The organism is Pseudomonas sp. SWRI18, assembly GCF_014268345.1.
Classification (GTDB): domain Bacteria; phylum Pseudomonadota; class Gammaproteobacteria; order Pseudomonadales; family Pseudomonadaceae; genus Aquipseudomonas; species Aquipseudomonas cedrina.
Map to the genome: position 1 here is coordinate 72683 of NZ_JACCQQ010000013.1, position 24474 is coordinate 97156.

The following is a 24474-nucleotide window of genomic DNA, read 5'->3' on the forward strand; positions in this document are numbered from 1 at the left end:
AGCCAGCTCCCACATTTGTTTTGCGTATAAAAATGAAACCGGTTTCAGAGATAAATAACAATGCATAAACACCACGTCTCCATCAGTCTTTCCAGCTACGGCGCCGACCTGGTTCGCCAGCAGGGCCAGTTGAGTTTCGTCGAATTGCTCGCCAGCGCCGGTGCCCAACGCATCGAATGGCGTGAGGAATTGCTGACCGTCGAACAGCCCTCCGAACTGGCCCAGGCCGCCGCCGAAAATGGCCTGGAATCCGTGTTCTCATCGCCCCTGGAACTTTGGGTCGCCGGTCGCGCCCAACCCAATGCCGAACTCGCCGCCACCCTGGACCGCGCCCAGTCCTTTGGCTCTCGCTGGCTGAAAGTCTCCCTCGGCTATTTCACCGACACTAACGATCTGGAAAGCCTGCACGCCCTGCTCGATCGCCACCCGGTCAAGCTGCTGGTGGAGAACGACCAGACCTTGCACGGCGGCCGCATCGAGCCGATGCAACGCTTCTTCAGCGAAGTCGAACGCCTGGGCCTGCCGGTAAAGATGACCTTTGATATCGGCAACTGGCAGTGGCAAGACCAATCCGCCCTCACCGCCGCGCGCCTGCTGGGCCGGCATGTGGATTATCTGCACTGCAAGGCCGTCGCCCGTCGCGCCGACGGCAAGCTGGTCGCGCAGCCGCCCGGCCCCACCGATCTGCATCTGTGGGAACAACTGCTCAAGCTGATGACTCCAGGTATTACCCGGGCCGTGGAATTTCCGCTGCAAGGCGATGACTTGGTCGACGTCACCGCGCAGCAGGTCACCGCCCTCGCCCTGCTGGGCCAACCCCGTGCGGAGAATGCGCATGTCTGAGATCGATATCCTGTCGTTTGGTGAAACCATGGCGATGTTCGTCGCCGAGCAGACCGGCGACCTGGCCCAGGTCGCCCAGTTTCACAAACGCATCGCGGGCGCCGACAGCAACGTCGCCATTGGCCTGTCGCGCCTGGGTTTCAATGTGGCCTGGCTGAGCCGGGTCGGCGATGATTCCCTCGGGCGTTTCGTGGTCGATACCTTGACCCAGGAAGGCCTGGATTGCCGGCATGTAGCGGTCGATCCGCTGCACCCGACCGGCTTTCAACTCAAATCCCGCGAAGACGCGGGCGCTGACCCCCAGGTGGAGTACTTCCGCAAGGGTTCGGCGGCCAGCCATTTGTCGATCGCCGCGATCAGCCCTGCCCTGCTGCACGCCCGGCACCTGCATGCCACCGGTATTCCACCTGCCTTGTCCGAAGCCACCCGCGAGCTGTCCGTGGAGCTGATGACGCAGATGCGCAAGGCCGGGCGCAGCGTGTCGTTCGACCCCAACCTGCGCCCATCGCTGTGGGCCAACCAGCAGACGATGATCCGCGAGATCAACGCCCTCGCCGCCAGGGCCGATTGGGTCCTGCCGGGCTTGAGCGAAGGCCGTCTGCTCACCGGGTTCGATGACCCGGCCGACATTGCCGCGTTCTACCTCGACCAGGGCGCCGAAGCCGTGGCGATCAAGCTCGGCCCCGACGGTGCCTACTACCGCACCCAGATGGACCAGGGTTTCGTGGCCGCCGTGCGGGTCGAAACGGTGGTGGACACGGTCGGCGCCGGCGATGGTTTTGCCGTGGGCATGATCAGCGCGCTGCTGGAAAACCTCAGTTTTCCCGAGGCGGTACAGCGCGGGAACTGGATCGGCAGCCGCGCCGTGCAGAGCCGTGGCGATATGGAAGGCTTGCCCAGCCGTTCAGAGCTGCCCACCCGATCCGTCGCTTGACCCACACCTGTTGCCACAACTACAACAAGCTCAGGAGCAACCCCATGGAAACCGTGAAACTCGCCACCCGTCGTTGGTGGTACATCATGCCCATCGTTTTTATCACCTACAGCCTGGCGTACCTGGACCGCGCCAACTATGGCTTCGCCGCCGCCTCCGGGATGGCCGAAGACTTGATGATCACCCCCGGCATGTCGTCGTTGCTGGGGGCGCTGTTTTTCCTCGGTTACTTTTTCTTCCAGGTGCCGGGGGCGATCTACGCGCAAAAGCGCAGCGTCAAGAAGCTGATCTTTGTCAGCCTGATCCTCTGGGGCGGCCTGGCCACCCTGACCGGTGTGGTCTCCAACGCCTACATGCTGATCGTGATCCGCTTCATGCTCGGCGTGGTCGAAGCGGCGGTGATGCCGGCCATGCTGGTGTACTTGTGTCATTGGTTCACCCGTGCCGAACGCTCGCGCGCCAACACCTTCCTGATCCTCGGCAACCCGGTGACCATGCTGTGGATGTCGGTGGTGTCGGGCTACCTGGTGCAGCATTTCAGCTGGCGCTGGATGTTTATCATCGAAGGCCTGCCGGCGGTGTTCTGGGCCTTCATCTGGTGGAAGCTGGCCGATGAGCGCCCTAAGGACGCCAAGTGGCTGAGCGAGGCCGAGAAACAGGACCTGGAAAGCGCCCTGGCCGCCGAGCAAGTCGGTATCAAGGCGGTGAAGAACTACGCCGAAGCCTTTCGCTCGCCCAAGGTGATCATCCTGGCGCTGCAGTTCTTCTGCTGGAGCATCGGCGTGTACGGCTTTGTGCTGTGGCTGCCGTCGATCCTCAAGGCGGGCTTGCAGATGGACATGGTCGAGGCCGGCTGGCTGTCGGCGCTGCCTTACCTGGCAGCGGTGATCGGCATGCTGGCGGTGAGCTGGGGGTCGGACAAGTTGCAAAAGCGTAAACGCTTTGTGTGGCCGCCGCTGCTGATCGCCTCGATTGCGTTCTACGCGTCCTACGTACTCGGTGCCGAGCACTTCTGGTGGTCCTACACCTTGCTGGTGATCGCCGGGGCTTGCATGTATGCGCCTTACGGGCCGTTTTTCGCCATCGTGCCGGAGATCCTGCCGGCCAACGTCGCCGGCGGCGCCATGGCGCTGATCAACAGCATGGGCGCCCTCGGTTCGTTCGGCGGTTCGTACCTGGTGGGTTACCTCAATAGCAGTACCGGTTCGCCCGGCGCGTCGTACCTGCTGATGAGCGGTGCGTTGATGTTCGCGGTGGTGCTGACGATTTTCCTCAAGCCCGGCGCCAGTGATCGCGTGCGGGTGCCAACCCCGGAGTTGAAGGTAAAGACCTCATGAAAAAATCTGTCGTGCTGTACAAGAAACTCTCCGCGCCGCTGATGGCCCGCCTGCATGAACAGGCCGAGGTCACACTGATTGAAGCCCTGGACGAGCCAGGCCTGACCAAGCTGCGCCACGCCCTGCCCGGCGCCCATGGCCTGCTCGGTGCCAGCCTGCGCCTGGATGCCACGCTGCTGGACCTGGCACCGAAACTGGAGGCGGTGGCCAGCGTGTCGGTGGGCGTCGACAACTACGACATCGACTACCTGACCGGGCGCGGTATCCTGCTCAGCAATACCCCCGACGTCCTCACCGAAACCACCGCCGACACCGGCTTTGCGCTGATCCTGGCGACCGCCCGGCGTGTGGTGGAGCTCGCCGACATGGTGCGCGCCGGCCAGTGGAACAAAAACATCGGCCCGGCGCACTTTGGCAGTGATGTCCACGGCAAGACCCTCGGTATCATTGGCATGGGCCGCATCGGCGAAGCCCTGGCCCAGCGCGGGCATTTTGGGTTTGGCATGCCGGTGATCTACCACAGCCATTCGCCCAAACCGGCGGTGGAAGCTCGCTTCGGCGCGCAGTACCGCAGCTTGAATGACCTGCTGCAACAGGCCGATTTTGTCTGCCTGACGCTGCCGCTCACCGCCGAGACCGAAAAGTTGATCGGCGCCGAACAGTTTGCGCTGATGGGCCCGGAGACGATCTTTATCAATATTTCGCGGGGCAAAGTGGTGGATGAGGCGGCGCTGGTCGACGCGTTGCAGCAATGCACTATCCGCGCGGCCGGGCTGGATGTGTTCGAGAAGGAACCGCTCGATCATGGCTCCCCCCTGCTGCGCCTGAATAACGTGGTGGCCACGCCGCATATCGGCTCGGCGACCCATGAAACGCGCGAGGCGATGGCGACGTGTGCGGTGGAGAATCTGCTGGCGGCGTTGGCGGGAGAGAAACCGAAGAATCTGGTGAACCCAGCGGCCTGGCAGCAATAGCCCCTGGCCCGCCACAAAACCAACTGTGTAGTGAGCGGGCTTGCCCCGCGCTGGGTGGCGAAGCCGCCCCAATGAAGACGCCGCTCACGTTCAGGATGAAACGGGGTCGCCTGGTTTGGGGCGGCTTCGCCACCCAGCGCGGGACAAGCCCGCTCACTACAAATTGCTATCGCAGGCAAGCCAGCTCCCACAGTTGAATTGCAGCGCTCGTCAGATAACGAACCGAGCCACCATCCCATTCAAATCCACCGCCAGGCGTGACAGCTCATGGCTGGCCGCGCTGGTCTGGTTGGCACCCGCCGCCGACTGCGTGGCCAGGTCGCGGATGTTCACCAGGTTGCGGTCCACTTCACGGGACACCTGGGCCTGCTCTTCCGACGCGCTGGCGATCACCAGGTTGCGTTCGTTGATCAAGCTGATGGACTGGGTGATCTGCTCCAGTGCCACGCCGGCGGCGCGGGCCATCTCCAGGGTGTTCTGGGTGCGCTGGTTGCTCTGTTGCATCGATTGCACGGCTTCACCGGTGCCGTTCTGGATACCGGCGACCATTTTTTCGATTTCCTGGGTCGACTGGGCTGTGCGGTGGGCCAATGCCCGCACTTCGTCCGCCACCACCGCAAAGCCGCGCCCGGCTTCACCGGCGCGGGCCGCTTCGATGGCGGCGTTGAGCGCCAGCAGGTTGGTCTGCTCGGCGATCGCGCGGATCACGTCAAGGACCTTGCCGATGTCACGCCCCTGAGTGGCCAGGCCTTCGATCATCACGGCGGTGTTCTGCACGTCCTGGGTCATGGTCTGGATCGCGCCGACGGTATCCATCACGCGGTCGCGGCCTTCGCGCGCGGCCTGGTTGGACTGCCCGGACGCCTCGGACGTGGACACCGCATTGCGCGCCACTTCCTCCACGGCCGCCGTCATCTCGTTGACCGCCGTGGCCGCCTGGTCGATTTCGTTGTTCTGTTGCTGCAAGCCCTTGGAGGCTTCCTCGGTGACCGCGCTCAGTTCTTCGGCGGCGGACGCCAACTGCGTGGCCGAGCCCGCAATGTGCTGGATGGTCTGGCGCAGGTTGGTCTGCATGGCCGACAAGGCGCTGATCAGGCGTGCCGGCTCATCCTTGCCGTCGTCATCGATGGTGGCGGTCAGGTTGCCGCCGGCGATGCTTTCTGCCGCTTGCACGGCCTTGCGCAACGGCGTGACGATGCTGCGGGTCAGCAGCCAGGCCAGCAACACGGTCAGCAGCGCAGCGGCGACCGACACGACGATAACGCCGGTAATGGCGGCCTCGTAACTGTGTTCGGCCTGGGCATCGGCGGCCTTGGCGCCGGCGGCGTTGAGGGCGATCAGTTTGTTCAACTGCTCGCCCATCTGGTCGGTGCCTTCCTTGATGCGGCTGTTGATCAGGGCACGCATTTCATCGACCTTGTCTTGCTTGGACAGGGCAATCATGTCGGCCTGGGCCTTGACGTAGTTGTCCAGGGTCGTCGCGAACGTCTTGTACAGCACCGCCTCTTCGGCACCTGCCGGCAACGCGGCATAGTGGCTCTGGGCGGTCCTGACCTTGTCGACCAGCACGCCGATACGAGTTTCGGCTTCCTGCAGGGCCGCCGGCTCACGGTTGACCAGCACGCGAAAGGACAGGATGCGCATGCGCAGCACATTTTCCGTCATGTGCCCCAGGGACGTCACGCTGGGCAGCTGGTTGGTGCTCATGTCCGACGAAGCCTGACGCATCAGGGTCATGCGGTTGACCGCAAACACCCCCAGGATGACCACCAGGACGGCGATGAAGGCAAACCCGAGGAATGCGCGAGGGGCAATGTTCAGATGACGGAGGGACATAAGGGAGGCTCTCAGAAGTAATGTTTGCTAGCGTCCTGCCGCGAAACGATCCGCCAGCGCCAACGCGCTGCACAGACCGTGGCCACCCCTGTTGGCATGGATAGGTAGGCCTATACGAGGTATCGGCTGATGTCGGGGTTTGGCGCAGGGCGCTTTATAAAAAATTTATTACACTTCTGAGGGCTGGCCGTTTCTGGCATCCTGCGCCTCCCTTTTCTGACCCGAGCCCTCATTTTGTCTGATGCTCAAGCCCCCCGCCCGCGCTATAAATCCGACCTGATCTACGGCCTGGAAGACCGCCCGCACTTCACCGCGGCGATCTTTGCCGCGTTGCAACATGTGCTGGCCAGCTTTGTCGGCATCATCACCCCCACCTTGATCGTCGGCGGCGTGCTCGGCCTGGAAAGCGAAGTACCTTACCTGGTGAGTATGGCGCTGTTCGTGTCGGGGCTCGGCACCTTTGTGCAGGCGCGCACGTTCGGCCCGATCGGCTCGGGTCTGTTGTGCCTGCAGGGCACCAGTTTTTCGTTTATCAGCGTGATTCTCAGCGCCGGCTTCATGGTCAAGGCTCGGGGCGGCGGCACCGATGAGATCCTTTCGACGATTTTTGGCATCTGCTTTTTCGCAGCCTTCATCGAAGTGGTGCTCAGCCAGTTCATCGGCAAGCTGCGCAAGCTGATCACCCCGGTGGTCACCGGTACCATCATCACCTTGATGGGGTTGTCGTTGATCAAGGTCGCGGTGACCGACATGGCCGGCGGTTTCGGCGCCAGCGATCTCGGCGCGGCGAGCAATATGGGCCTGGCGGCGCTGGTGCTGCTGACCATTGTGGTGCTCAACCGCTTCAACAACCCGTTCCTGCGCCTGGGCTCGATCGTGATCGGCCTGACCCTGGGCTTCGTCGTGGCCTGGCTGATGGGCCGCGTGGACCTGGCGGCATTGCCCCAGGTGCCGTTGATCAGCGTACCGGTACCGTTCAAGTACGGGTTCTCGTTCGATTGGGTGGCGTTTATTCCCGTGGCGGTGATTTTCCTGATTTCCCCTCTCGAAGCGGCCGGTGACCTGACGGCCAACTCGATGATTTCCCAGCAGCCGGTCAAGGGCCCGCTGTACATCAAGCGCATCAAGTCCGGCCTGCTGGCCGATGGCCTTAACTCGGCGATGGCGGCCACCTTCAACAGCCTGCCGATGGTGACCTTCGCCCAGAACAACGGTGTGATCCAACTGACCGGCGTGGCCAGCCGCTACGTGGCGTACTTTATCGCCGGCCTGCTGGTGCTGCTGGGGTTGTTCCCGATGGTCGGCGCGGTGCTGCAACTGATGCCCAAGCCGGTCCTGGGCGGCGCGACCCTGATCATGTTCGGCACCGTGGCCGTGGCGGGTATCAAGATTCTCGCCGAAGCCGGCCTGCATCGGCGCAATGTGCTGATCGTGGCGATCTCGCTGGGCATGGGCCTGGGCGTTGCCGCCGTGCCGGAAGTGCTGCGCGAGCTGCCCAAGGCGCTGCACAACATCTTCGAGTCGCCGATCACCGTGGGCGCTTTCTGTGCAATCGTGCTGAACATTTTCCTGCCTGAGGAGTTCATAGAGCTGGACGAGGATGAATTCGATCCGGAGTCCTCGACCCTCAAAGTGATGCAGGACCCGGACGTCGCGAAGAAATAGGAGCACTGTTACATGCGCAAGCTCATGGTTGTATCGCTGTTACTGCTGACCTTGAGCGCCTGCGCGCTGTTCCCCAACCGTGACCCGGTTAACATCACTGTGGTGGGCATCGAGCCGCTGCAAAGCCAGGAGCTGGAAGTGCGCTTCGCCGTGAAACTGCGGGTGCAGAACCCCAATGAAACGGCCATCGACTACAACGGCGTGGCCCTGGACCTGGAGGTCAACGGCCGGCCGTTGGCGTCGGGGGTGAGCGATCAAAGCGGTTCCATCCCACGTTTTTCCGAAACGGTGCTAATGGTACCGGTGAGTGTTTCGGCGTTTTCCTTTCTGCGCCAGACCCTGGGCCTGAGCCAGACCCAGAGCCTGAACAACCTGCCCTATGTGCTGCGCGGCAAATTGGCCGGCGGCCTGTTCGGCACGATGCGCTTTGTGGATCGTGGCACACTGGACCTTCCGAATACCGCTGCCTGGTAAACACCATGCAAGCTGTGTTGTCCATGCGGGTGCCCAAGGCCGCGCCCAACCTGAGGTCACGGCGGATTTCCGAGCGTACGGGCATGCGGTTGATCAGGACGGAAGAAGGCGAGTTTGTCGAGGGCACCTTCCCGCGCGACCTATGGGAAATGACCCGCGCTGAATGGCTGGCAGCCAAATCTTGCGGCCGATGATTATCTAATGTGGGAGCCGGCTTGCCTGCGAGTGTGCTCTGTAGTGAGCGGGCTTGCCCCGCGCTGGGCTGCGAAGCGGCCCTAAAACCAGCCTCTGCGGAATGTCTGATACACCGCATTCTGCTTACTGGGGCTGCTTCGCAGCCCAGCGCGGGACAAGCCCGCTCACTACAGACCGCTATCGCAGGCAAGCCAGCTCCCACATTTTTGACTGCGTTTAATCAGTGACAAAACGCACGCCCGGTTTTGCGCGCTCATCCACCACCAATTCGAACACATCCGGCCGGGCGTAATGCCCCACTACGTCATAGTCATACCGCGCGCGCACCAGGTCAGCGGTGTCGATCCGTGCAGTCAGCAACCCCGCCTCACCCAGCAAAGGCCCGGCCAGGATGTCGCCCATCGGCCCGACAATCACGCTGCCGCCGGCAATCAACGGACGGTCCGACGGCCAATGGGCGACCTCCACCCCCAACGCTTGGGGCGACGCCTGCACCTGGCACGCGCTGACCACAAAGCAGCGCCCTTCATGGGCCACGTGGCGCATGCTCACTTGCCACATTTCGCGCTCGTCCACCGTCGGCGCGCACCACACTTCTACGCCCTTGGCGTACATCGCCGTGCGCAGCAGCGGCATCATGTTTTCCCAGCACACAGCTGCGCCGATGCGTCCCACGGCTGCATCGATCACCGGCAGCGTCGAACCATCGCCCTTGCCCCAGATCAGCCGCTCGGTGCCGGTCGGCATCAATTTGCGGTGCTTGGCCACCAGGCCACCCGCCGGTTCAAAATACAGCACGGTGCAGTATAAAGTGCTGCCACTGCGCTCGATGACGCCCAGTACCAGGCTTGCACCGGTGCGCGCCGACAGGCCCGCCAGCGCTTCGGTCTCGGCGCCTGGCACGTCGATGGCGTTGGCAAAATAACGCGCAAAGGCTTCGCGCCCTTCCGGCAGGCGATAGCCCAGTTGCGTGCCGAAGCCTTCGCCTTTGGGATAACCGCCCAGCAGCGCTTCAGGCATCACCACCAATTGCGCACCGCTGCGCAGGATTTCGTGCTCGTAGGCCAGGATCTGCGCCAGGGTGTCAGCCTTGCCGCCAGGCAAGGAGCCGATTTGCAGGGCCGCTACAGTAGAAACAGGCATCACATTCACTCCGAAGTCAGGGGTTGCCCATTCTCCCGCCAGCCTCGATCATGAATAAAGCCCACCTCAGCACTGAATGATATGAGCCAGATAAATATCGCCCAGGTCGATCTCAACTTGCTTAAAACCTTCGAAGCGCTGCATGACGAGTCCAGCGCCAGCCGCGCGGCGTTGCGCCTGGGTGTCACCCAATCGGCCATCAGCGCCGGGCTGCGGCGCTTGCGCGAGGTGTATGACGATCAATTGTTCGTGCGCACCGGGCGCGGCCTGGCGCCCACCTTGCGGGCCAACCAGCTGAAACCGTTGATCAGCGAAGCGCTGGATCGGTGTCGACAGAGCCTGGCAATGGCCAATCCGCACAACCCGCAGTACCAGGGCCGCTCCGTGGTGCTGGGTTTGTCTGATGATTTCGAGATTGCCTATGGCCGTCGGCTGATGGAAGAGATCGCCCGACGGGCGCCGAAACTGCGCGTGATTTTCCGTCAGACCCACAGTCAGATCGTGGCGGGCGCCCTGCTCGACCGCACGCTCGACCTGGCGATTACCGCAGGCGGTTTCGCCCACAGCCGCTTGAGTCGCCAAGTGCTGGCGGAGGGGGATTATTGCTGCCTGGTGGATTCAAGCCAGCCCGGCATCAGCCTGGAGGAATTCGTCGCTCGCGAGCATGTGCTGGTGTCGTCCGGCGGGTTTATCGGCATCACCGACGAGGGGTTGGCGGCGCAGGGCTTGACCCGCCAGGTGTGCGCCTCCACCAGCCACTTTGCCGCGCTGCCGTTTTTGCTCAAGGGCAGCCAGGCCGTGGCGACCATTCCGGGGCATGCCGCGCGGGCCATCGCGCAAATGACCGGCCTGCATGTAGTGCCGTGCCCGCTGGCCCTGCCGCGCTATCCGGTGGAGCTGGGCTGGCGCACCCAGGCGCAGCTTGATCCGCTGTTGCTGAAAGTTCGCGAAGCAGTGGTGGCGAGCTTTACTTAGCCGCCGCCATCAGCTTGTTGACCTCACTGCGCACCATGTTGGAGAACTCCGGCGGCGACATGCCGTCAAGTTCCGCGCGTACCCATTCGGCCCACTTGCCCTTGCGCTTGGCGCGTTCGCCGAACAACCGCGCGGCCTCACCCTTGGCCTTGCCCAGGTTGGTTTGCCACAGGTCGTAGAGACGCGACTTTTCATCTTCCAGCTCGGCGCGTTCGGCGAGGGTCTTGTTGGCGAGATTGAAGCTCATGTTGGATTACCTGCTGCATAAAATAGGCGACATCTTACACCGTAGGTCGAAATTTCCTGATTCCGATTTCTGCCCACGGCGACCGGCGCGCAAATAAACTGCAACTTTTGCCGCCACGCCGCACTCCATTGTTCACTGTCACATTCACTTGCAAGGAGTCACCCAATGGCCCGCAAAACCGCTGCCCAAGCCGTCGAAGAGCAAATCAAGGATCAAGCGTTCAGTGAACTGACGGCGTTGATCGAAGAATCGGACAAACTGCTCAAAAGCAGCGCCGCGCTGGTGGGAGAAGAAGGCGAAACCCTGCGCGAACAGGTCGCCATCAAACTCAAGCAAGCGCTGGACTCGGTGTCCAACGTGCGCGAACGCAGCAAGCCGGTGGTGGACGCTACCGAAACCTATATCGGTGGCCACCCGTGGCAGACCGTGGCGATTTCCGCGGGCTTTGGCCTGGTGGTGGGCCTGCTGTTGGGCCGTCGCAACTGAGCAAGATCGGCTGCGCCCAGTGCGCAGCCTTTTTTCAGGCGTTTGCCATCGCTTGCAAGCGCTGCAACTCTTCAGCTTCCAGCACAATCCCCTCTTTTTCGGCCTTCGCTCGCGTGCGATGACGCCGGTCACCCGGCAAGCGCCGCAACCCCGCTGCATGCATCTGCCGCACCAGCTCCTGACTGCGCTCGGCGAACACCTGGCCGCCGGTCTTGCTCGGGTCGATCACAATCAATAACTGCCCGGTCCAGGGCGTGCGCGCGCCGGGGTGCTCCGACCAGTCGAATTCGAACGAGAAGTTGCCCCCGGTCAGCGCCGCCGCCAGCAACTCCACCATCATCGACAGCGCCGAGCCCTTGTGCCCGCCAAACGGCAACAGCGCACCGCCTTCAAGGATGGCCTTGGGGTCCTGGGTCGGCTGGCCCAGCCCATCCACGCCCATGCCCGGCGGCAAGCGCTCGCCCTTGCGCGCGGCGATCTGCACATCGCCATGGGCAATGGCGCTGGTGGCCAGGTCAAACACAATCGGCGCGCCATCGGCACGCGGCGCGGCGAACGCGATGGGGTTGGTGCCGAACAAGGGCCGATCAGCGCCGTGGGGCACCACGCAGGTCATGCTGTTGACCACGCTCAGCGCCACCAGGCCTTCTTCGGCGAACGGCTCGACATCGGGCCACAAGGCCGCGAAATGGTGGGAGTTATGAATCGCCAGCAAGGCAATCCCGGCGCTGCGGGCTTTTTCCACCAGCAACCCGCGCGCCGCTTCCAGCGCCGGCTGGGCAAAGCCATTGCGCGCATCCACCCGCACGTAGCCTGAGGCCACATCCGTGACCTCGGGCAACGCCTTGCCGTCGACCCAGCCACTGGCCAGGGTCGACAGGTAACCGGGCATGCGAAACACCCCGTGGCTATGGGCGCCATCTCGCTCGGCGCTGGCGCAGTTGCGCGCCAGGATCGCCGCCACGTGCGCGGACGTGCCATGGCGCTCGAAGATGCGCTGGAGCAACGCCACCAGCGCCGTGAAAGTAATGCGGGCGGTGGAACCTTCAACGACCAAGGACTGCGCAGACATCTGAAGCTCCGATTTTATGATTGGAGGGGCAACAAGACTGGAAACCCAGGCCAGGATTAACAACGCACGCCGCGCCTGCTGTCAATACGAGGCTGTCGAGCCGCGCAAGACTTACCGTGCGATCAGGCCCCTGGATCCAATTGCCTGCCCACTTCGGCAATCAAATACGTGACCGAGTCGGCATTGGCCAGAATCGTGTCGATACGCTTGTCTGCATTACTCATGAAGATCTGCCGGGCGTCGTGCAAGGTCTTAGCGCCGGTCATTTTCAGGATTTTATCCCTGGCATGCGCCGTGGTGGGGTCGCGGCCCAGGTTTTCCCAACGCGCCGAGAGGGTATCCCAGGCCTTGAACAGCAAGTTGGCAGGGGTCAGGGTCGACAATGCCAGGGAGCGCAGATCGACCAGATCGGTGTGCAACTCCCGGCCACGCTCGGTGGTGAGATTAATCAGGTCATTGAACGGGCGCATGCTGTCCAGGTAGGCGATGTCCTCGGTATTGCCCATCAGGTGCGTCAGTTCGTGGATCAGCACGGTGGCCCGGGCGTGGGCGCTGATGCTGAAGGGCGCGTTCAAACGGTTCTGGTAGACGTCCAGGCGGGGATCGAAAAAACGATCCAGCAGGTAGATTTTCTTGTCGATGTCGTCCGGCAGGACAAAGGCATAGGTGTCGATGGGGCTCCAGCGGCTGGTGCCACTGACAAACCGCGCGGAATCGGGGCTGCACAGGCTAGGGTTGACCAGCTCGTTGAGCACTTCATCCACCCGCTGCTCGACCCGCGCCAACTGTGCGGGACTTAGGCTCACGACGCCGAACAGTTCGGTGAAGAACAGCCCCAGACGGCTTCCCAAGAGACGGTCTTTGGCGAAGAACTGGATATTGCGCTTGCAATTGACGGCGTAATAGGTCGCCACGTTGAGTGCTTCATTGATGCACTGAGCTTTCCAGCCCGACAGTGCCGTGATTTGTCCAAGCCCCACCGCCTCGATATGAATCGCGTCATGCTCGGCGCTGCGGGTGTACCTGAGCCCCGCATAACGCGACAGGGTTTTACCGAATCGCGGGTTGTGCCGGCTCAGGTCAAGCACCCATTTACCGCTGCTGTCGCGCTGCACAAAAGGCCCGACTTCATCATCCTTGGCAATGCACCAACGCTCACCGGCCCTACGCACCGGGTAGACCTTGCCCGCGACAGGCACATAACCATTCGACGTGCCGGGCGCTCGGTACACATGGGTCTGGACGCTTTGCGCCAGGTCAGCCAGGGCAACGCTGCGTTCTTCAAAATGTTGCAGGCGGGTGCGCAGCGCAGCGGTCACATCCAGCGTCGCCAGCGTGGTCGCGACCGGCACCGGCTCATCCAGCCCGGTTGACGCGGTTTCAGACGGGGTAGCGGTTGCCGGCGCGGCATCAAGGGGCTCGCGCAATGCGGCGAGTTTTGCCACGCCCAGGATGAAATGTTTCAGCGCCGGGCCCCAATGCTGTTGCTGCAAGTCTTCGGCCGATGCCTTGAACAGTTGGAAACTGCGCCACACCACCCACGGATAGGTGAGTTTGCCGGCAATGAATTGCAGGGCGATGGGAATGCCTTTGCGCAGCAGGCGGGTGACCGCTTCCCACTCGGTCTTGCCGCCGGGGTCGAACTGGCAGGCCAGCATTTTGATCAGGCAGCGCGTGTTGTCTTCAAATAGCAATGACAGGACGTTGCCTGCGACAGGCGTGGACGTGAGCCGAATGTCCGTGCCTTTGGAGGGCTCACGCGGGTCCAGCAGATGACGGTAAGTGGCTTGGTGAGCGCCGTCCAACTGGCGGATGAGCCAGTCCTGCAGCGGGCCAGGACGGTTTATTTCATCGAGCAGATCCTCTTCGCGCGCATATTCACGCAGCACTGGCAACGGACTGTAAGGCGCGTATAACACCAACGGGCCGTTAGCCGCGGCCTGCGGGCCGATCAGGTACACGCCCAGCGGCTTGGCCGGCACCGCGCCAGGGGTGGCGATCAGCTCCAAGGGCCGAATCATCGCCGTAGCCCCACCGAGGGCGGCGCGCGCCACCGCATCCGGCATGTCGAATACCTGCATGACGAGGCTCCACGCCTTGGCGCTGATGCGTTCTTCAAGCTTCTCTTGATGGGCATGGCGCAAGAGTTGCCAGGGCAGTTGCCTGCAAAACAAGGCTCGACGCTGGAGACTGTCTTCGTTATTCCCGTCCAGATGCGTTTTGAGCAGCGCGCCGTAACCGGCGGCCAGATCCAGCTGACGCACCAGTTGCACGACTGCCGCGCCGTCCAATGCCGCAGGTAATGCGGTCGCGGTTCGCGAATGCGGGCGAATGTTGTCGCCCTGCAGATCAGGCAAATGCCCCAGCGCGAAATCGATCAGGCTCAGGTTGTGGCCGTTGAGGGCCGGTCGGCCGGGGATGAGTATGTTATGCGGATCGATTGCCAGGGTAGGAAAACGCTTGTCCAGCAGGGTCTTGAGCGCAAGTGCAACGTGTTCGCGCAATGTCGGCAGGCTGTGCAGGTAGTCGCGTGCGTCCAAGGTGCTGACACGGTATTGCTCAAGCAACTGCGCCTGCAGGCGCTGCTCCTCGGGCGAGGCCATGCCCAGCCACACCGGCAAGTCCTGTTGATGGACCATCCCCAGGGCGATGGCCACCGCTTGATTCAGGTTGGTGGGCAGTGGTTGCTGCATGGCGTTGTCCAGGCAGTCCTGCATAGGTCGCGGGGCCAGGGGGATGCGCAGCAAGTAATCAATATGATCGAGCGCAAAGTCATGCCAGCTTTCCCGGCGATTGTTAAGCAGATGTTCATCGATGCGCTGCAATGGACCGAGCCGGTAGTTCTGATGCGCAAGGCGGCGGGTGATCGCCAGGTTTTCCAGGAGCGACCAGCGTTCATCCGGCTGCGCGAGGCGCTGTTCCAGGCGCCGGCAGACCGCCTGGATCGAGGCGAAGGCTTCATACCCCAGGCGCGGCGTCCACACCACGGCCAGGCCCGAGAGTGCGGGGTCGATACCGCCCCGCTCAGTCAGTACAAAGCAGTTGGCCAAGGGATAGAGCGTGTCGCCACCGTCCGAGGTCACGGTCAAGCTGAACGCATCCGGCAGGAAGCCGTTGAGCCCGTGGCGCTTGAGGCGAGTCAGGCTATCGTGGCGCAATACCGTATCCAGGACTTCATGGGCACTGCGCGGCAGGCTTTTATTCAACAGGCGCAGGTCGGCTTCGCCGCGCAACCCCAGCATCAAGGCCTCGCTCAGTTGTGCCTGATGTTGCTGCAGAAACAGGCGTGGCAAGGTCCGCACGTCATGATTGAAAAAAGGCACCCTTGCGCGGTCGATGACTGCATTGAACAGCCGGCTGCCCAGGTTGTTCCAGCGCAGCGCGGCACCGGCGCGCCGTTCGCTGTAGAAACCCGTGCGGGGCGAGTCCGGGACCGGCCTGCCGACCCCGGCCAGGCACTCGATAAAGTGCTCCACCATACTCAGTGAGCGTTCGGGCGCGCGCTCCTCCGATTGCTGTGCCGCGCTGGCATAGGTGTTGATATAAACCTCATTGGCCTGCTGCGACAGTTGGCTTTTTTCCAGCTCGACATTCAACGCGTGCATTGCCAACTGGCGCAGGGTGGGATGTTTGTCGTGCAAGGCCCGCACGGCCGTGGCCGCGGCCAGCAAGGTCGGCAATTGCAACTTGGCGCGTTCAGCCTGCACCGTCGACGGAAGGCCATAGCCGCGGGTGACCGGGTTCAGGCTCCAGCGCCCACCGGCGTCCAACGCCAGCAGGCGTTGATCGAGCATCTGGCGCACGTCCAGGACGCAGTCGAGCAACGCGGCCAGGTCGACCTTTGCGTCACTGCGCCGAAACACGTCCAGGGCAAATTCCAGATTGCTGAGCTGCTTCGCCACAACTGTTTCTATCATTTCACCAAAAACATTATGTTTGATTGGCATGCTTTTGATTTTTAAATCATTTTCTTCAACAAACACACTGCGCTCATCCAGCGACAAAAAATTGAGCAGCTCATCTTCATGGCCGGGCGCCTTGAGCATGCTCAATAACGTGTCGTTGAGATCGTCCAGGTCCTTGAGCACCTGCAGCCCGCGCGTGTGGGTATACAGGTAGGCCTGCACGCTGCTGAACATCAAGGTCCCGGCCAGTTCCATGGAACGCCGGTAAGGTGCCTCGATGTGCACGGTTTCAATGCGCAGCGGTGCGTAGTGGGCGCGGCGGGAGGCTTGGTCAGGCAGGAAAACGCCTAACAGGCGTTGGCTCTCCTCGGCGGACACAATGCCGCTCTGGCGCTTGAGCAGCAGGTCGATGCGCAAGGTGTCGCTCAACACCTGGGCAAAAAAGCCCTGGCGCGACTGCCCGCTGTCGAAGTCTTCGTTCCAGTAGGTGTGCAACAAGCTGCTCAAAAGCTTGGAAAGGACTTGCGCGCTGCTTTCCACCAGGCTTTGCCAGCGCTCTGTGTCCTCGATGCGCTGGGCGTCGCTCATGCCCGAGGTAACCTGCCGTGGGTTGTCGAACCGGCGGATTTGCCCGGTGGGCCAGCCTTGCATGAGGTAAAACTGCAGCAACGCCTGGGTCAAGGGCACTGAGCTGACCCACTGCGGCTCGCGTCCATCGTGGGTGGGGACGAAACTGTTGACGCGGCTGTCACGGTGGTCGAGGCCCGGAAAGTGAGCGCGCCCCATGATGGCCAGCGCCCTATCGAGCATCCACGGCAGCGTGGGCGTTTTGCGCAATTGATCGAGCATCGCTTGCAGGTTGTGTTGCCTGCACGCGATGAGCGAGGCTTCCTGATCTTGCATAACCGCACCCTGGATGAGGTGCGGGGTCAAGGTCAGGTCGGTGAGCGCCTCCAGCTCTCGACGCTGAATAATCGGTATAAATTCACTTAAATCAATGAGTTCTGACGTATTCATCATGCGTTTTCTGATATCGATCAGAGCGCTTGCGCGGCTGTCGAACACTTCCAGGCCGCCATAAGGCGTGTAAAGCACGGCCTTGGCTTCATCTGGGGCGGGGCTCATCATGAATACACCGGCCAAAGGCATCGGGGCTTTGCCGTTGATGTGAATCGTCAGTTTTTCCACCACCATGGGCGCGCTACGCAGTTCGGGGTCCTGGCGGGCCTTGTCGCTGGCGTAATACAGCGTGTGCAGCCAGTCGAGATCGCGCAGGCTCAGGCCCAGTTCGCGCTCGCGCTCAGTCGGTTGCTTTCGCCTGACAGGGCGCAGGAACTCATCGAAAAAATAAGGCGGCGTCAGCCGTGCCATGGTGCCGTCTCCGTCACAGCCAAGGGGAAGCGACAGGCTAAGCGTGCGCGGCGCGATGCGGCGGTAGATAACTGCGGCACCGGGCCGATGCGGACGCCGCCTTGCAGCAGTTATCTACCGCGAGGCAGGCACCGGGCCTTCTTAAGCTTGGCCTCATGAGTTCGGCCGCCCCGGCCGTGACGGAGAGCGAACCATGGCAAGCATTGCGCCCCCTTACTTTTTCGACGAGTTCCTGCGCACGACCAGCAGGAATGCCCCCACTGAGCGCGAACGTGCGCTGGGACTGACACTCAATGACCTGAACTGGATATACACGCTGTATTACTCCACTGATCAAGCGCGGCGATCCCCGCAGCTACGCAAGAACCCCATGGAGGTGGAAACCCTCTGGATCAACGTGGCCGACAAGCCCGCGGTGGCGTTGGCCGGGGCATTTATGATGAGCCCCAGCCCGGACGCGAACAAAGCCCTGCTGTACACGCCTTATGGGGGTATCGAGGTGTTCGACGACCGTACAGCCCTGTTGCTGGACGTCTCAAGCCGCCTTAAGAATACGATTCATCATATTGATATTGTTCAATTTTTATCTATCGAACAGCGACAAGACTTCTCGCCTCAAAAGGCCTTCACGTTGACAACCGCCTTCATTGACGGCGCTGTCATGGTGGAGCAGGAACGGGCCGTACGGGCCAACCAGTCACTCAATGCACAGGCCATGTTGGAGCGGCTGCTCACAACCCCCACGCTCCCCGCGCTGCTCGATACGGCGCTGGCGTCGATGGCCAGCGGTGTTTTCGCCGGCCTGGACCACAACGACACGCGAGTCGAAAGCCGCTCCGGGCCCCTGGGTGAAACAACGGGCTGGCGGGCGTCGATGTCGCTGCGCGACGTGTTGCTGCAGTTCTATCTCAAGCAGGCCTGGCCCACCGGCCAAAGACGCACGTTTATCAATCCGCGCCATGACACCCGAGGTTTCGACGCTGCGCAGCGTAAAGAGGATGTAAAACACTGGGAGCGCCTGGTGGAGCGAACCGCTGGCGTGCTGGCCAACCTGCTGGGCAGCCTGCTGCGGACCTGGTGGACCGAAGACAACGGTGGCGGCGAATCTCGCCTTGAGTTCTGTGCCAAGGTGGTGGGTGAACAGTTTCGCGCCGACCTGCTGTTCAAACGCCAGGCCGGCCTTATAGGCGCCGAGGAAAGCTATTACATGCGCGCGATTTTTGTGTCGGAGCCGCACGCACGTTGCACGTTGCGCCCGTCATTGACGATCAATAGATTACGCATCAGTGCGCCGTTCCTGGCCCCGATGGATCTGGCCTCGACGCTATTGATCAGCGATACCCACACTTATCTGTACACCCAAAGCCTAGGGCTCCAGGCACTCAAGAATATCGACGATCTCGACACCACCGTGCTGGCGATGCTCAAGCCGGCCGGGCACCAGGACGAACTGCGCAACTACCTGTCCATCAATGAGCGCAGCCGCTTCCTCGGCATGGAAACCGCGCAGATCAGCGTCTTGCCGGTCAGCGGCAGTGTGTTTGAAGTGCTGCTTGAGGACATCGTGGCCAAGCAAACGCGCAATATGGAACAGGCCCTGAGCATTTTCCGGCGCAGCGAAGGCCGTGTCGATCTGGAGGCACTGCTCGACTGCACCCTGGACGTGCGCGCCCTGCTCGACAACCGACTGCTTGGGCTGGACACAGGGGGGCGCTGGAGTACGCGGCCGGTGCAAAGCGACGACGGGCGCCCCACGACCGTGGAGGCAGAGCGCGCCAAGCGCGAATTCAAGGCGCTGCAGTCCGCCAAAGCGGCTTTTACGGTGCTGCGGGCCAAGCATCCGACACTGCGTCGCCTGGCTGCCGAGGCGCTGAACCGCCAGTTTCAATTGCATCAAGTGGATGCCGACGCCAACAGGGTCTCTATCAACACCTACGCCACGGCGGCCCAACAAGTGGAAGACCGTTTACCGCTGAGCTCGATCAGCCTGACTGATCATTTCATCGCACGCCTGGCCGAGATCGGCGGGCCTGTAGGCGATACACAGCGCGTCGGCTTCTACAATGCACGTCAGGCCGGGGCCGCCTTGCGCTTGAACAACCTGTCGAGCGCCACCTTCAATCGCATGGTGGAGCAAGCCATGTCCGCGCTCGCCAACCACGATATCCGCGACGTGCCGATCACGTTTCTGCGGGAAAACCAGGAACCACTCAGCGCTGCGCTGCTGAAGGGACTGCGCAGCGAAATGGACATGCGCCGGCTCAATGGCACCCTCAGCGCGCGCACCGGCTCGATCCTGGACACCGTACTGTGCAGCGAGGGCATGCTGCGCCTCAAGCGCCAGGGCCTGCGAGGCTTTTTCCCGGACGCCTATGGCTTGACGCTCAAGATCGGCACGGATGAAACCGCCCACGGCCTGGCCAACTGCTTCGTATTGACCGAGCGCGGCGGCGTTGACCTGCTGCGTTCAGGGCAAGCCGTGTTATGGACGCCCCAGCGTGGCCATGAAGCCTTTCAATCGCTGCGTGCCCTGTGCGATGCGCTGGGGCAGCGCCTGGCCATGCCCGAAGAGCGCATGGCGTTGATCCGTAACCTGGCGCGGCCCTATCGAGCGCCGCATCAGGTGTTTCAGTTGGGGCCGCTGCAACGCATTGACGAGCATTTATTGAACAACCGTCAAAAAAGCAACGTGGTCCGTATGCTCGGTGGCATTGACTATTGGCGCGCCGCCCCTCTGAACATCCAGCAGTTGCAGGACTGCCTGGATAACGAAATGGCGCACGTGGCGCCTTCCAATCTGGACCGGGCCATGGCCATCGCGCAGGGGGTTGTTCAACGTCAAGAGTTGCCCACGTGGCTGGGCACAGCAACGCACACCGAGCAGATAAGACAGGCTGAACTGTTGCAGCAATACCTGAACAGCGCTCCGGATGAACAGGACTACCTGCACGGCGTGCCGTCCTTGCGCGACCACGTCGCCGGTCGGCTACGGGAACTGCTCAAAAAACGCTTCCCTGAGCTGGAATTGAGCCCGGACGATATCCTCATCCCCACTCGGTTGCCGCTGAACGGGCACACCTTGAGCCTCACTGACTTCGCCTTGAGCCACTTGCCCGATTTGCCCACCCAGGCCATTGAACCCGAGACGCGCGCGGCGACCCCACTGCCGCCCGCGCTGGATGGTACGGCCGTGGTGCAAATGGTCTTTCAATTGGACACCGCCGACGCCTACCGAACCTTGCTCGCTGGCCACTTGACGTCAGCCACCGAAGACGCGCTCAAGCGTAAGCTGCTGTACTGCCGCCAACTGCCCTGGCAACTGTTGCTCCGGGCCCATGAGGAGAAGCTGGCGCAACGCCTCAGCCCGCGGGCCTGGAGCCTGGTGTGGCAGATATTCGATATGCCGGACGCGGTAGCGCGGGAAAAAGTCCGTGGCGTGACCGCGATTATCCGCCCTCTCGAACTGGCTACCAACGACGGTGCTACGCCTGTTCGGGTTCTGGGCGCTTACCTGATAGGTCCAAAGCCGCCACTGTTCGGCCCATGGGTGCTGTACACGCCTTACCGATTGCCACATGTGTTTCAGGAATATACCCACGAGCCCGACCTGTTAAAGGAAATCACCCGCGAAGGCCCGTTGCAAGACTGGGTGATCCGGCATATCGATGCCGCACACCAGGCCACTTACCAAACTCTTTTCAAATCCATCAAGCCTGACGACGACGCCCAGATGGCACTGGGTAGTTCCCCGGTCAGAGGTAACGTACTGACTCGATTGTATGAAGACAACGCCGAGCAGTTGATGGATATGCTCACCTGCCAGTTCGATAAGCAAGGCAAACATCAGTGGGAAGGCCTCACCGACCTGCTGAGCCAAGGGATCTCGACCAGTTTTCGTTTTTTCGCCGGCAAGCTGCAGTACCCCTTGGACCTCTGGCGCAGTTTCAAGCTGTTCCAGACATCCGCCGAGCACCTGCAACAACACCGCTGGACCGAAGGGCTGAAAACCTTTGCGCTGGGTGTGGCCAGCATGGCGTCTTTGGACAAAGCCCTGGAAGGCTTCGCCGCGCCCGCCAGTGCGCCCGCCGCAGACAGCCCGCAAAACCCCGCGCCCGCGTTGGGCACGCCGGCTGCAACGCACCCCCTGCGCACGCAGCTGCAACGATTTGAATCACCGACGGTCGCCCTGGATGATTTGCAGGAAAACCCGCTCACTCATCTTTACTCGGCGCCGGGAACCGATCGCTACTACGCGCCCGTGGCAGGCAAGGTCTACCCGGTCAAGCAGGCTGGGGAGCGCTGGCGTATCGCGCAAGAAGATGCCGTGGGCCCTTATGTGCAACTGGGTGCGGGGAGTGAGTGGGTGCTGGATCTGAGCGACTATCACCCGCGCTTCGGCGCGGGCTCGTCACGTCAGCGCTCGCGCGCCATCGAGCGTGACGAAATCAATATTGAAGCGACGGGCATGCGCGACATCGCCGCGCTTTCGCCCTGGAGGGCTCGCTGCATTACCGAAGCGCTCAATGTGGCCACATACTATGCGGTCAACTGCAAACGCAATATGCGCGCGTTTGCCGGCCAGCAGCCCGCCGGCTCCCGTGTCGGTACCTTTCTGACCAACATGTTTACGGTGGTGAGTTTCAGCCCGGCGCAACTGCAGAAAATCGAGGCTCGCATCGACGAAGTGCTTGGTGAGCTGGTCAATCCCGCACTGATGCGCCCTGACTCACGCCGTTTCGTGGTCGGCACCGCGCGTTGGGACCCGCTGGAGACGTATGCCTTCACTTTGTCGGAGCAACGCGCGGATAAGATCTACCTGCTCAATCGTTTTTTCGACCCGATCCTGGACGTTTACCACAACCGCCTCAACGCGCCTTTCGACATTACCGCTCATGCCCGCGCCACCGTGCTGCTCCACGAACTGTCCCACTTGGTCAGTCACACCGAGGATATTGCCTACCTGGACAGCATGCGTCCGTTCCACGACCTGATCAACTTAGAGGCCCCGGACGGCCAGGCGATATACGACACCTTGTCCGAGGCCCGCGAAACAGCGCTGTCAGTCTTGACGCCCGCCAGCCAATTGTTCAAGACCTGGAATTGGGAATCTCAACACTGGGAGGATCTGGGCGTATCAAGCTCTATGCACGTGCAGGAACATGTCCTCAGGACCACCGGCACCACCACGCTGGATGACGCCAGGCAAGTATTCATGGGCAACCCGGACAAGCGCATGGACGTCATCCTGAGCAATGCCGACTCGGTGGCCTATATGATTGCGCAATTGGGCAGGGTATTGGATCCGGGGGCCTGAACAGGCCCCCGAAGGGTGCATCAGTCTTTCTGGTCACGCAGGATATTGCCCGACGCGCCATCGACGCGCGCTTCATACACAGTGCCATCGGATTTACGGCCCTTGACTTCCCAGTAGCCATTGTCATCCGCTTCGGCCGAATAGACCTCGATGTAACCGGCCTTGGTCTTGGCCACTTCAATGGCCTTCTCGATGGTGATCCAGCCCGCGCCCGGCTTGTCGGCCATTGCTGCGCCGGCACTGAGCAAGGCGCTGGTTGCACACAAAGCGACTAGGGTTTTCTTCAGCATGTTCTGACTCCATTATGAGAATGTCCTGAGCTTTTTAGGTGCGCTCAAACGAGAATAAGTTCCAATTGATGTGCAATCGCCATGATGGCTGTTCTCGCCGTCTACCCTGGAGGTTAGAATGTGGGAAATCAGGATGAGTTAATGAGCGAAAAGTCCCTTTCAGAAGCCGAATATGACGCGATCACCGATGCCGCCGCGCATTGGTGCATGCGCCTGCACGCAGGTGATTGCACGGCGCAGGAACGTCAGGCTTTTGCGCAATGGCACGACGCCGACCCGCTGCACGCCTTCGAATACGCGGCCATGCTGGAAATCTGGGACGTCGCCGACCACCTCCCGCGCACCGAAACCGCACCGGCACGGGTGGCGCCGTTCAAGCCCCGCAGTCGCGTGCGCACCTACGCGGTGGCGGCGGCGGTTTGCCTGGCCGCCCTGCCCCTCGCGGCCTTTACCGGCTGGGAAGCCGGTTGGTTGCCCAGTTCCTACGAGCGCTTCGAGGCCGCCGACGGCCTGCGCCAGGTCACCTTGGGCGATGGCAGCCAGGTTGAACTCAACCTCGGCACCGAATTGGTCTACAGCCATTACAAGGATCAGCGGCGGGTCACGCTGAAAAAGGGCGAAGCGTTTTTCAACGTCAAGCATGACCGCGCCCATCCGTTTATCGTGCATGCCAGCAATGGCCAGGTGCGTGTCACGGGCACCCAGTTCAACGTCTGGAAGTACGAAGATCAGGTGCGGGTGATGCTGCTCGAAGGTTCGGTGCAGATTGCCAGCGACCAGGCCCACGGCAGCGTGCCCCTGACGCCCGGCATGCAAGCCAGCTATCAGCGGGGCGATGCCACGCCTAGCGTGCGCGCGATCAACCCCAACGACAGCGCGCTGGCCTGGCGCCAGGGCAAGCTGATCCTCGACAACCTGGCCCTGGCCGACGCGTTGCCCTTGATCAACCGCTACCTGAGCAAACCGGTGATGCTGGCCGACGCCGGCACCGGGGCGATTCGCATCGGTGGCATCTACAACATCAATGAGGTCAACAACCTCATCCCTTCCCTGCCCAAGGTTTTGCCGGTCTACCTGACCCAGAACCAGGACGGCAACCCCGTACTCAACTCAATCCCGCGTAAAGCGCCCAAGGGCTGAGCTTTTTGCCTGCCTGCACAGGCTTCGTCACGCCCCAACTGTCCATTTCTTTAACACCTCGATGCCCTGGATCGCCCGAGCGGCGCGGGTTCGGTGTTTTTCCCCGGGCGGTGTTACAGCGCTGATACAGCGGGTGAAGCGTTTGCGCAGTGGCTGGGTCGTTGCGCGCGGTCATCCCGGTGTTTCATGGGCGAAACACCACTGCCATCATTTTGCCCACGAACACTCGCAAGCCATTGAATATAAAGACTAAGCAAAAACCGGCACGTCTTC

General features: G+C 61.9%; 16 protein-coding genes and 1 pseudogene. 11 read left to right on the forward strand and 6 right to left on the reverse strand.

What is annotated here, in order from left to right:
• Positions 1-60 precede the first annotated feature (60 nt).
• The 4 genes from H0Z09_RS15880 to H0Z09_RS15895 are packed head-to-tail and all read left to right on the forward strand — an operon-like array spanning position 61 to position 4088.
• Positions 61-843 carry a TIM barrel protein gene (locus H0Z09_RS15880; RefSeq protein ID WP_186691386.1) on the forward strand — a complete coding sequence of 261 codons (783 nt, stop codon included), beginning with the start codon at positions 61-63 and terminating at the stop codon, positions 841-843.
• The gene (locus tag H0Z09_RS15885) at positions 836-1777 is read left to right on the forward strand and encodes a sugar kinase (RefSeq protein ID WP_186691387.1); all 942 of its coding nucleotides are present in this window, start codon (positions 836-838) and stop codon (positions 1775-1777) included. The genes H0Z09_RS15880 and H0Z09_RS15885 overlap by 8 nt, the downstream gene beginning before the upstream one ends.
• 44 nt (positions 1778-1821) lie before the next feature.
• A complete protein-coding gene (locus tag H0Z09_RS15890; RefSeq protein WP_186691388.1) occupies positions 1822-3114 on the forward strand; it encodes an MFS transporter in 1293 nt (430 codons plus the stop codon).
• The gene (locus H0Z09_RS15895) at positions 3111-4088 is read left to right on the forward strand and encodes a D-glycerate dehydrogenase (RefSeq protein ID WP_186691389.1); all 978 of its coding nucleotides are present in this window, start codon (positions 3111-3113) and stop codon (positions 4086-4088) included. Before H0Z09_RS15890 ends, H0Z09_RS15895 begins: the two co-directional genes overlap by 4 nt.
• Before the next feature lie 210 nt (positions 4089-4298).
• Here the strand turns inward: H0Z09_RS15895 and H0Z09_RS15900 are convergent, their stop codons facing one another.
• Positions 4299-5924: a methyl-accepting chemotaxis protein gene (locus H0Z09_RS15900; protein WP_186691390.1), complete on the reverse strand. Its 1626-nt coding sequence runs from the start codon at positions 5922-5924 to the stop codon at positions 4299-4301.
• Between the two features lie 234 nt (positions 5925-6158).
• Here H0Z09_RS15900 and H0Z09_RS15905 point away from each other — a divergent pair, with 234 nt between their 5' ends.
• The 3 genes and pseudogenes from H0Z09_RS15905 to H0Z09_RS15915 all read left to right on the forward strand — a co-directional run.
• Complete coding sequence (locus tag H0Z09_RS15905; protein ID WP_186691391.1) at positions 6159-7589, forward strand: nucleobase:cation symporter-2 family protein; 1431 nt, start codon at positions 6159-6161, stop codon at positions 7587-7589.
• A gap of 12 nt (positions 7590-7601) precedes the next feature.
• Positions 7602-8063 carry an LEA type 2 family protein gene (locus H0Z09_RS15910; protein WP_186691392.1) on the forward strand — a complete coding sequence of 154 codons (462 nt, stop codon included), beginning with the start codon at positions 7602-7604 and terminating at the stop codon, positions 8061-8063.
• A gap of 23 nt (positions 8064-8086) precedes the next feature.
• Positions 8087-8257, forward strand: a pseudogene (locus H0Z09_RS15915) (GNAT family N-acetyltransferase); the annotation flags it as partial.
• A gap of 217 nt (positions 8258-8474) precedes the next feature.
• Here the strand turns inward: H0Z09_RS15915 and H0Z09_RS15920 are convergent.
• Positions 8475-9401 (reverse strand): carbon-nitrogen hydrolase family protein, encoded by a 927-nt coding sequence (locus H0Z09_RS15920; protein ID WP_186691393.1) that lies wholly within the window; start codon positions 9399-9401, stop codon positions 8475-8477.
• Positions 9402-9482: 81 nt separating this feature from the next.
• On the opposite strand from H0Z09_RS15920, the gene H0Z09_RS15925 reads away from it, so the two are divergent.
• Complete coding sequence (locus tag H0Z09_RS15925; protein ID WP_186691394.1) at positions 9483-10376, forward strand: LysR family transcriptional regulator; 894 nt, start codon at positions 9483-9485, stop codon at positions 10374-10376.
• Here H0Z09_RS15925 and H0Z09_RS15930 read toward each other — a convergent pair.
• On the reverse strand, positions 10369-10623 hold the full coding sequence (locus H0Z09_RS15930; protein WP_003190904.1) for a hypothetical protein: 255 nt from the start codon (positions 10621-10623) through the stop codon (positions 10369-10371). The two genes, H0Z09_RS15925 and H0Z09_RS15930, sit on opposite strands and share 8 nt — an antisense overlap.
• Positions 10624-10788: 165 nt before the next feature.
• Between H0Z09_RS15930 and H0Z09_RS15935 the strand changes: the two genes are divergently transcribed.
• A complete protein-coding gene (locus H0Z09_RS15935) occupies positions 10789-11109 on the forward strand; it encodes a DUF883 family protein (RefSeq protein WP_186691395.1) in 321 nt (106 codons plus the stop codon).
• Positions 11110-11143: 34 nt separating this feature from the next.
• Here H0Z09_RS15935 and H0Z09_RS15940 read toward each other — a convergent pair whose 3' ends face one another.
• Together H0Z09_RS15940 and H0Z09_RS15945 are read right to left on the reverse strand one after the other, a co-directional pair.
• Complete coding sequence (locus tag H0Z09_RS15940; RefSeq protein WP_186691396.1) at positions 11144-12181, reverse strand: Ldh family oxidoreductase; 1038 nt, start codon at positions 12179-12181, stop codon at positions 11144-11146.
• A 122-nt stretch (positions 12182-12303) separates the two neighbouring features.
• Positions 12304-17457 (reverse strand): DUF6543 domain-containing protein, encoded by a 5154-nt coding sequence (locus tag H0Z09_RS15945; RefSeq protein WP_186691397.1) that lies wholly within the window; start codon positions 17455-17457, stop codon positions 12304-12306.
• 193 nt (positions 17458-17650) lie between these two features.
• Here H0Z09_RS15945 and H0Z09_RS15950 point away from each other — a divergent pair, with 193 nt between their 5' ends.
• The gene (locus H0Z09_RS15950) at positions 17651-22771 is read left to right on the forward strand and encodes a DUF6543 domain-containing protein (RefSeq protein WP_186691398.1); all 5121 of its coding nucleotides are present in this window, start codon (positions 17651-17653) and stop codon (positions 22769-22771) included.
• A gap of 20 nt (positions 22772-22791) precedes the next feature.
• On the opposite strand, the gene H0Z09_RS15955 is transcribed toward H0Z09_RS15950, so the two are convergent.
• On the reverse strand, positions 22792-23061 hold the full coding sequence (locus H0Z09_RS15955) for a PepSY domain-containing protein (protein WP_186691399.1): 270 nt from the start codon (positions 23059-23061) through the stop codon (positions 22792-22794).
• 141 nt (positions 23062-23202) lie between these two features.
• Between H0Z09_RS15955 and H0Z09_RS15960 the strand changes: the two genes are divergently transcribed.
• Complete coding sequence (locus H0Z09_RS15960) at positions 23203-24201, forward strand: FecR family protein (protein ID WP_186691400.1); 999 nt, start codon at positions 23203-23205, stop codon at positions 24199-24201.
• The last annotated feature ends 273 nt before the right edge of the window (positions 24202-24474 follow it).

Bases quoted from the DNA above. Each gene is read 5' to 3' on its own strand.
- H0Z09_RS15880 (WP_186691386.1), top strand. From the start codon at position 61: ATGCATAAACACCACGTCTCCATCAGTCTTTCCAGCTACGGCGCCGAC.
- H0Z09_RS15885 (WP_186691387.1), top strand. From the start codon at position 836: ATGTCTGAGATCGATATCCTGTCGTTTGGTGAAACCATGGCGATGTTC.
- H0Z09_RS15890 (WP_186691388.1), top strand. From the start codon at position 1,822: ATGGAAACCGTGAAACTCGCCACCCGTCGTTGGTGGTACATCATGCCC.
- H0Z09_RS15895 (WP_186691389.1), top strand. From the start codon at position 3,111: ATGAAAAAATCTGTCGTGCTGTACAAGAAACTCTCCGCGCCGCTGATG.
- H0Z09_RS15900 (WP_186691390.1), bottom strand. From the start codon at position 5,924: ATGTCCCTCCGTCATCTGAACATTGCCCCTCGCGCATTCCTCGGGTTT.
- H0Z09_RS15910 (WP_186691392.1), top strand. From the start codon at position 7,602: ATGCGCAAGCTCATGGTTGTATCGCTGTTACTGCTGACCTTGAGCGCC.
- H0Z09_RS15920 (WP_186691393.1), bottom strand. From the start codon at position 9,401: ATGCCTGTTTCTACTGTAGCGGCCCTGCAAATCGGCTCCTTGCCTGGC.
- H0Z09_RS15925 (WP_186691394.1), top strand. From the start codon at position 9,483: ATGAGCCAGATAAATATCGCCCAGGTCGATCTCAACTTGCTTAAAACC.
- H0Z09_RS15930 (WP_003190904.1), bottom strand. From the start codon at position 10,623: ATGAGCTTCAATCTCGCCAACAAGACCCTCGCCGAACGCGCCGAGCTG.
- H0Z09_RS15935 (WP_186691395.1), top strand. From the start codon at position 10,789: ATGGCCCGCAAAACCGCTGCCCAAGCCGTCGAAGAGCAAATCAAGGAT.
- H0Z09_RS15940 (WP_186691396.1), bottom strand. From the start codon at position 12,181: ATGTCTGCGCAGTCCTTGGTCGTTGAAGGTTCCACCGCCCGCATTACT.
- H0Z09_RS15945 (WP_186691397.1), bottom strand. From the start codon at position 17,457: ATGGCACGGCTGACGCCGCCTTATTTTTTCGATGAGTTCCTGCGCCCT.
- H0Z09_RS15950 (WP_186691398.1), top strand. From the start codon at position 17,651: ATGGCAAGCATTGCGCCCCCTTACTTTTTCGACGAGTTCCTGCGCACG.
- H0Z09_RS15955 (WP_186691399.1), bottom strand. From the start codon at position 23,061: ATGCTGAAGAAAACCCTAGTCGCTTTGTGTGCAACCAGCGCCTTGCTC.
- H0Z09_RS15960 (WP_186691400.1), top strand. From the start codon at position 23,203: ATGAGCGAAAAGTCCCTTTCAGAAGCCGAATATGACGCGATCACCGAT.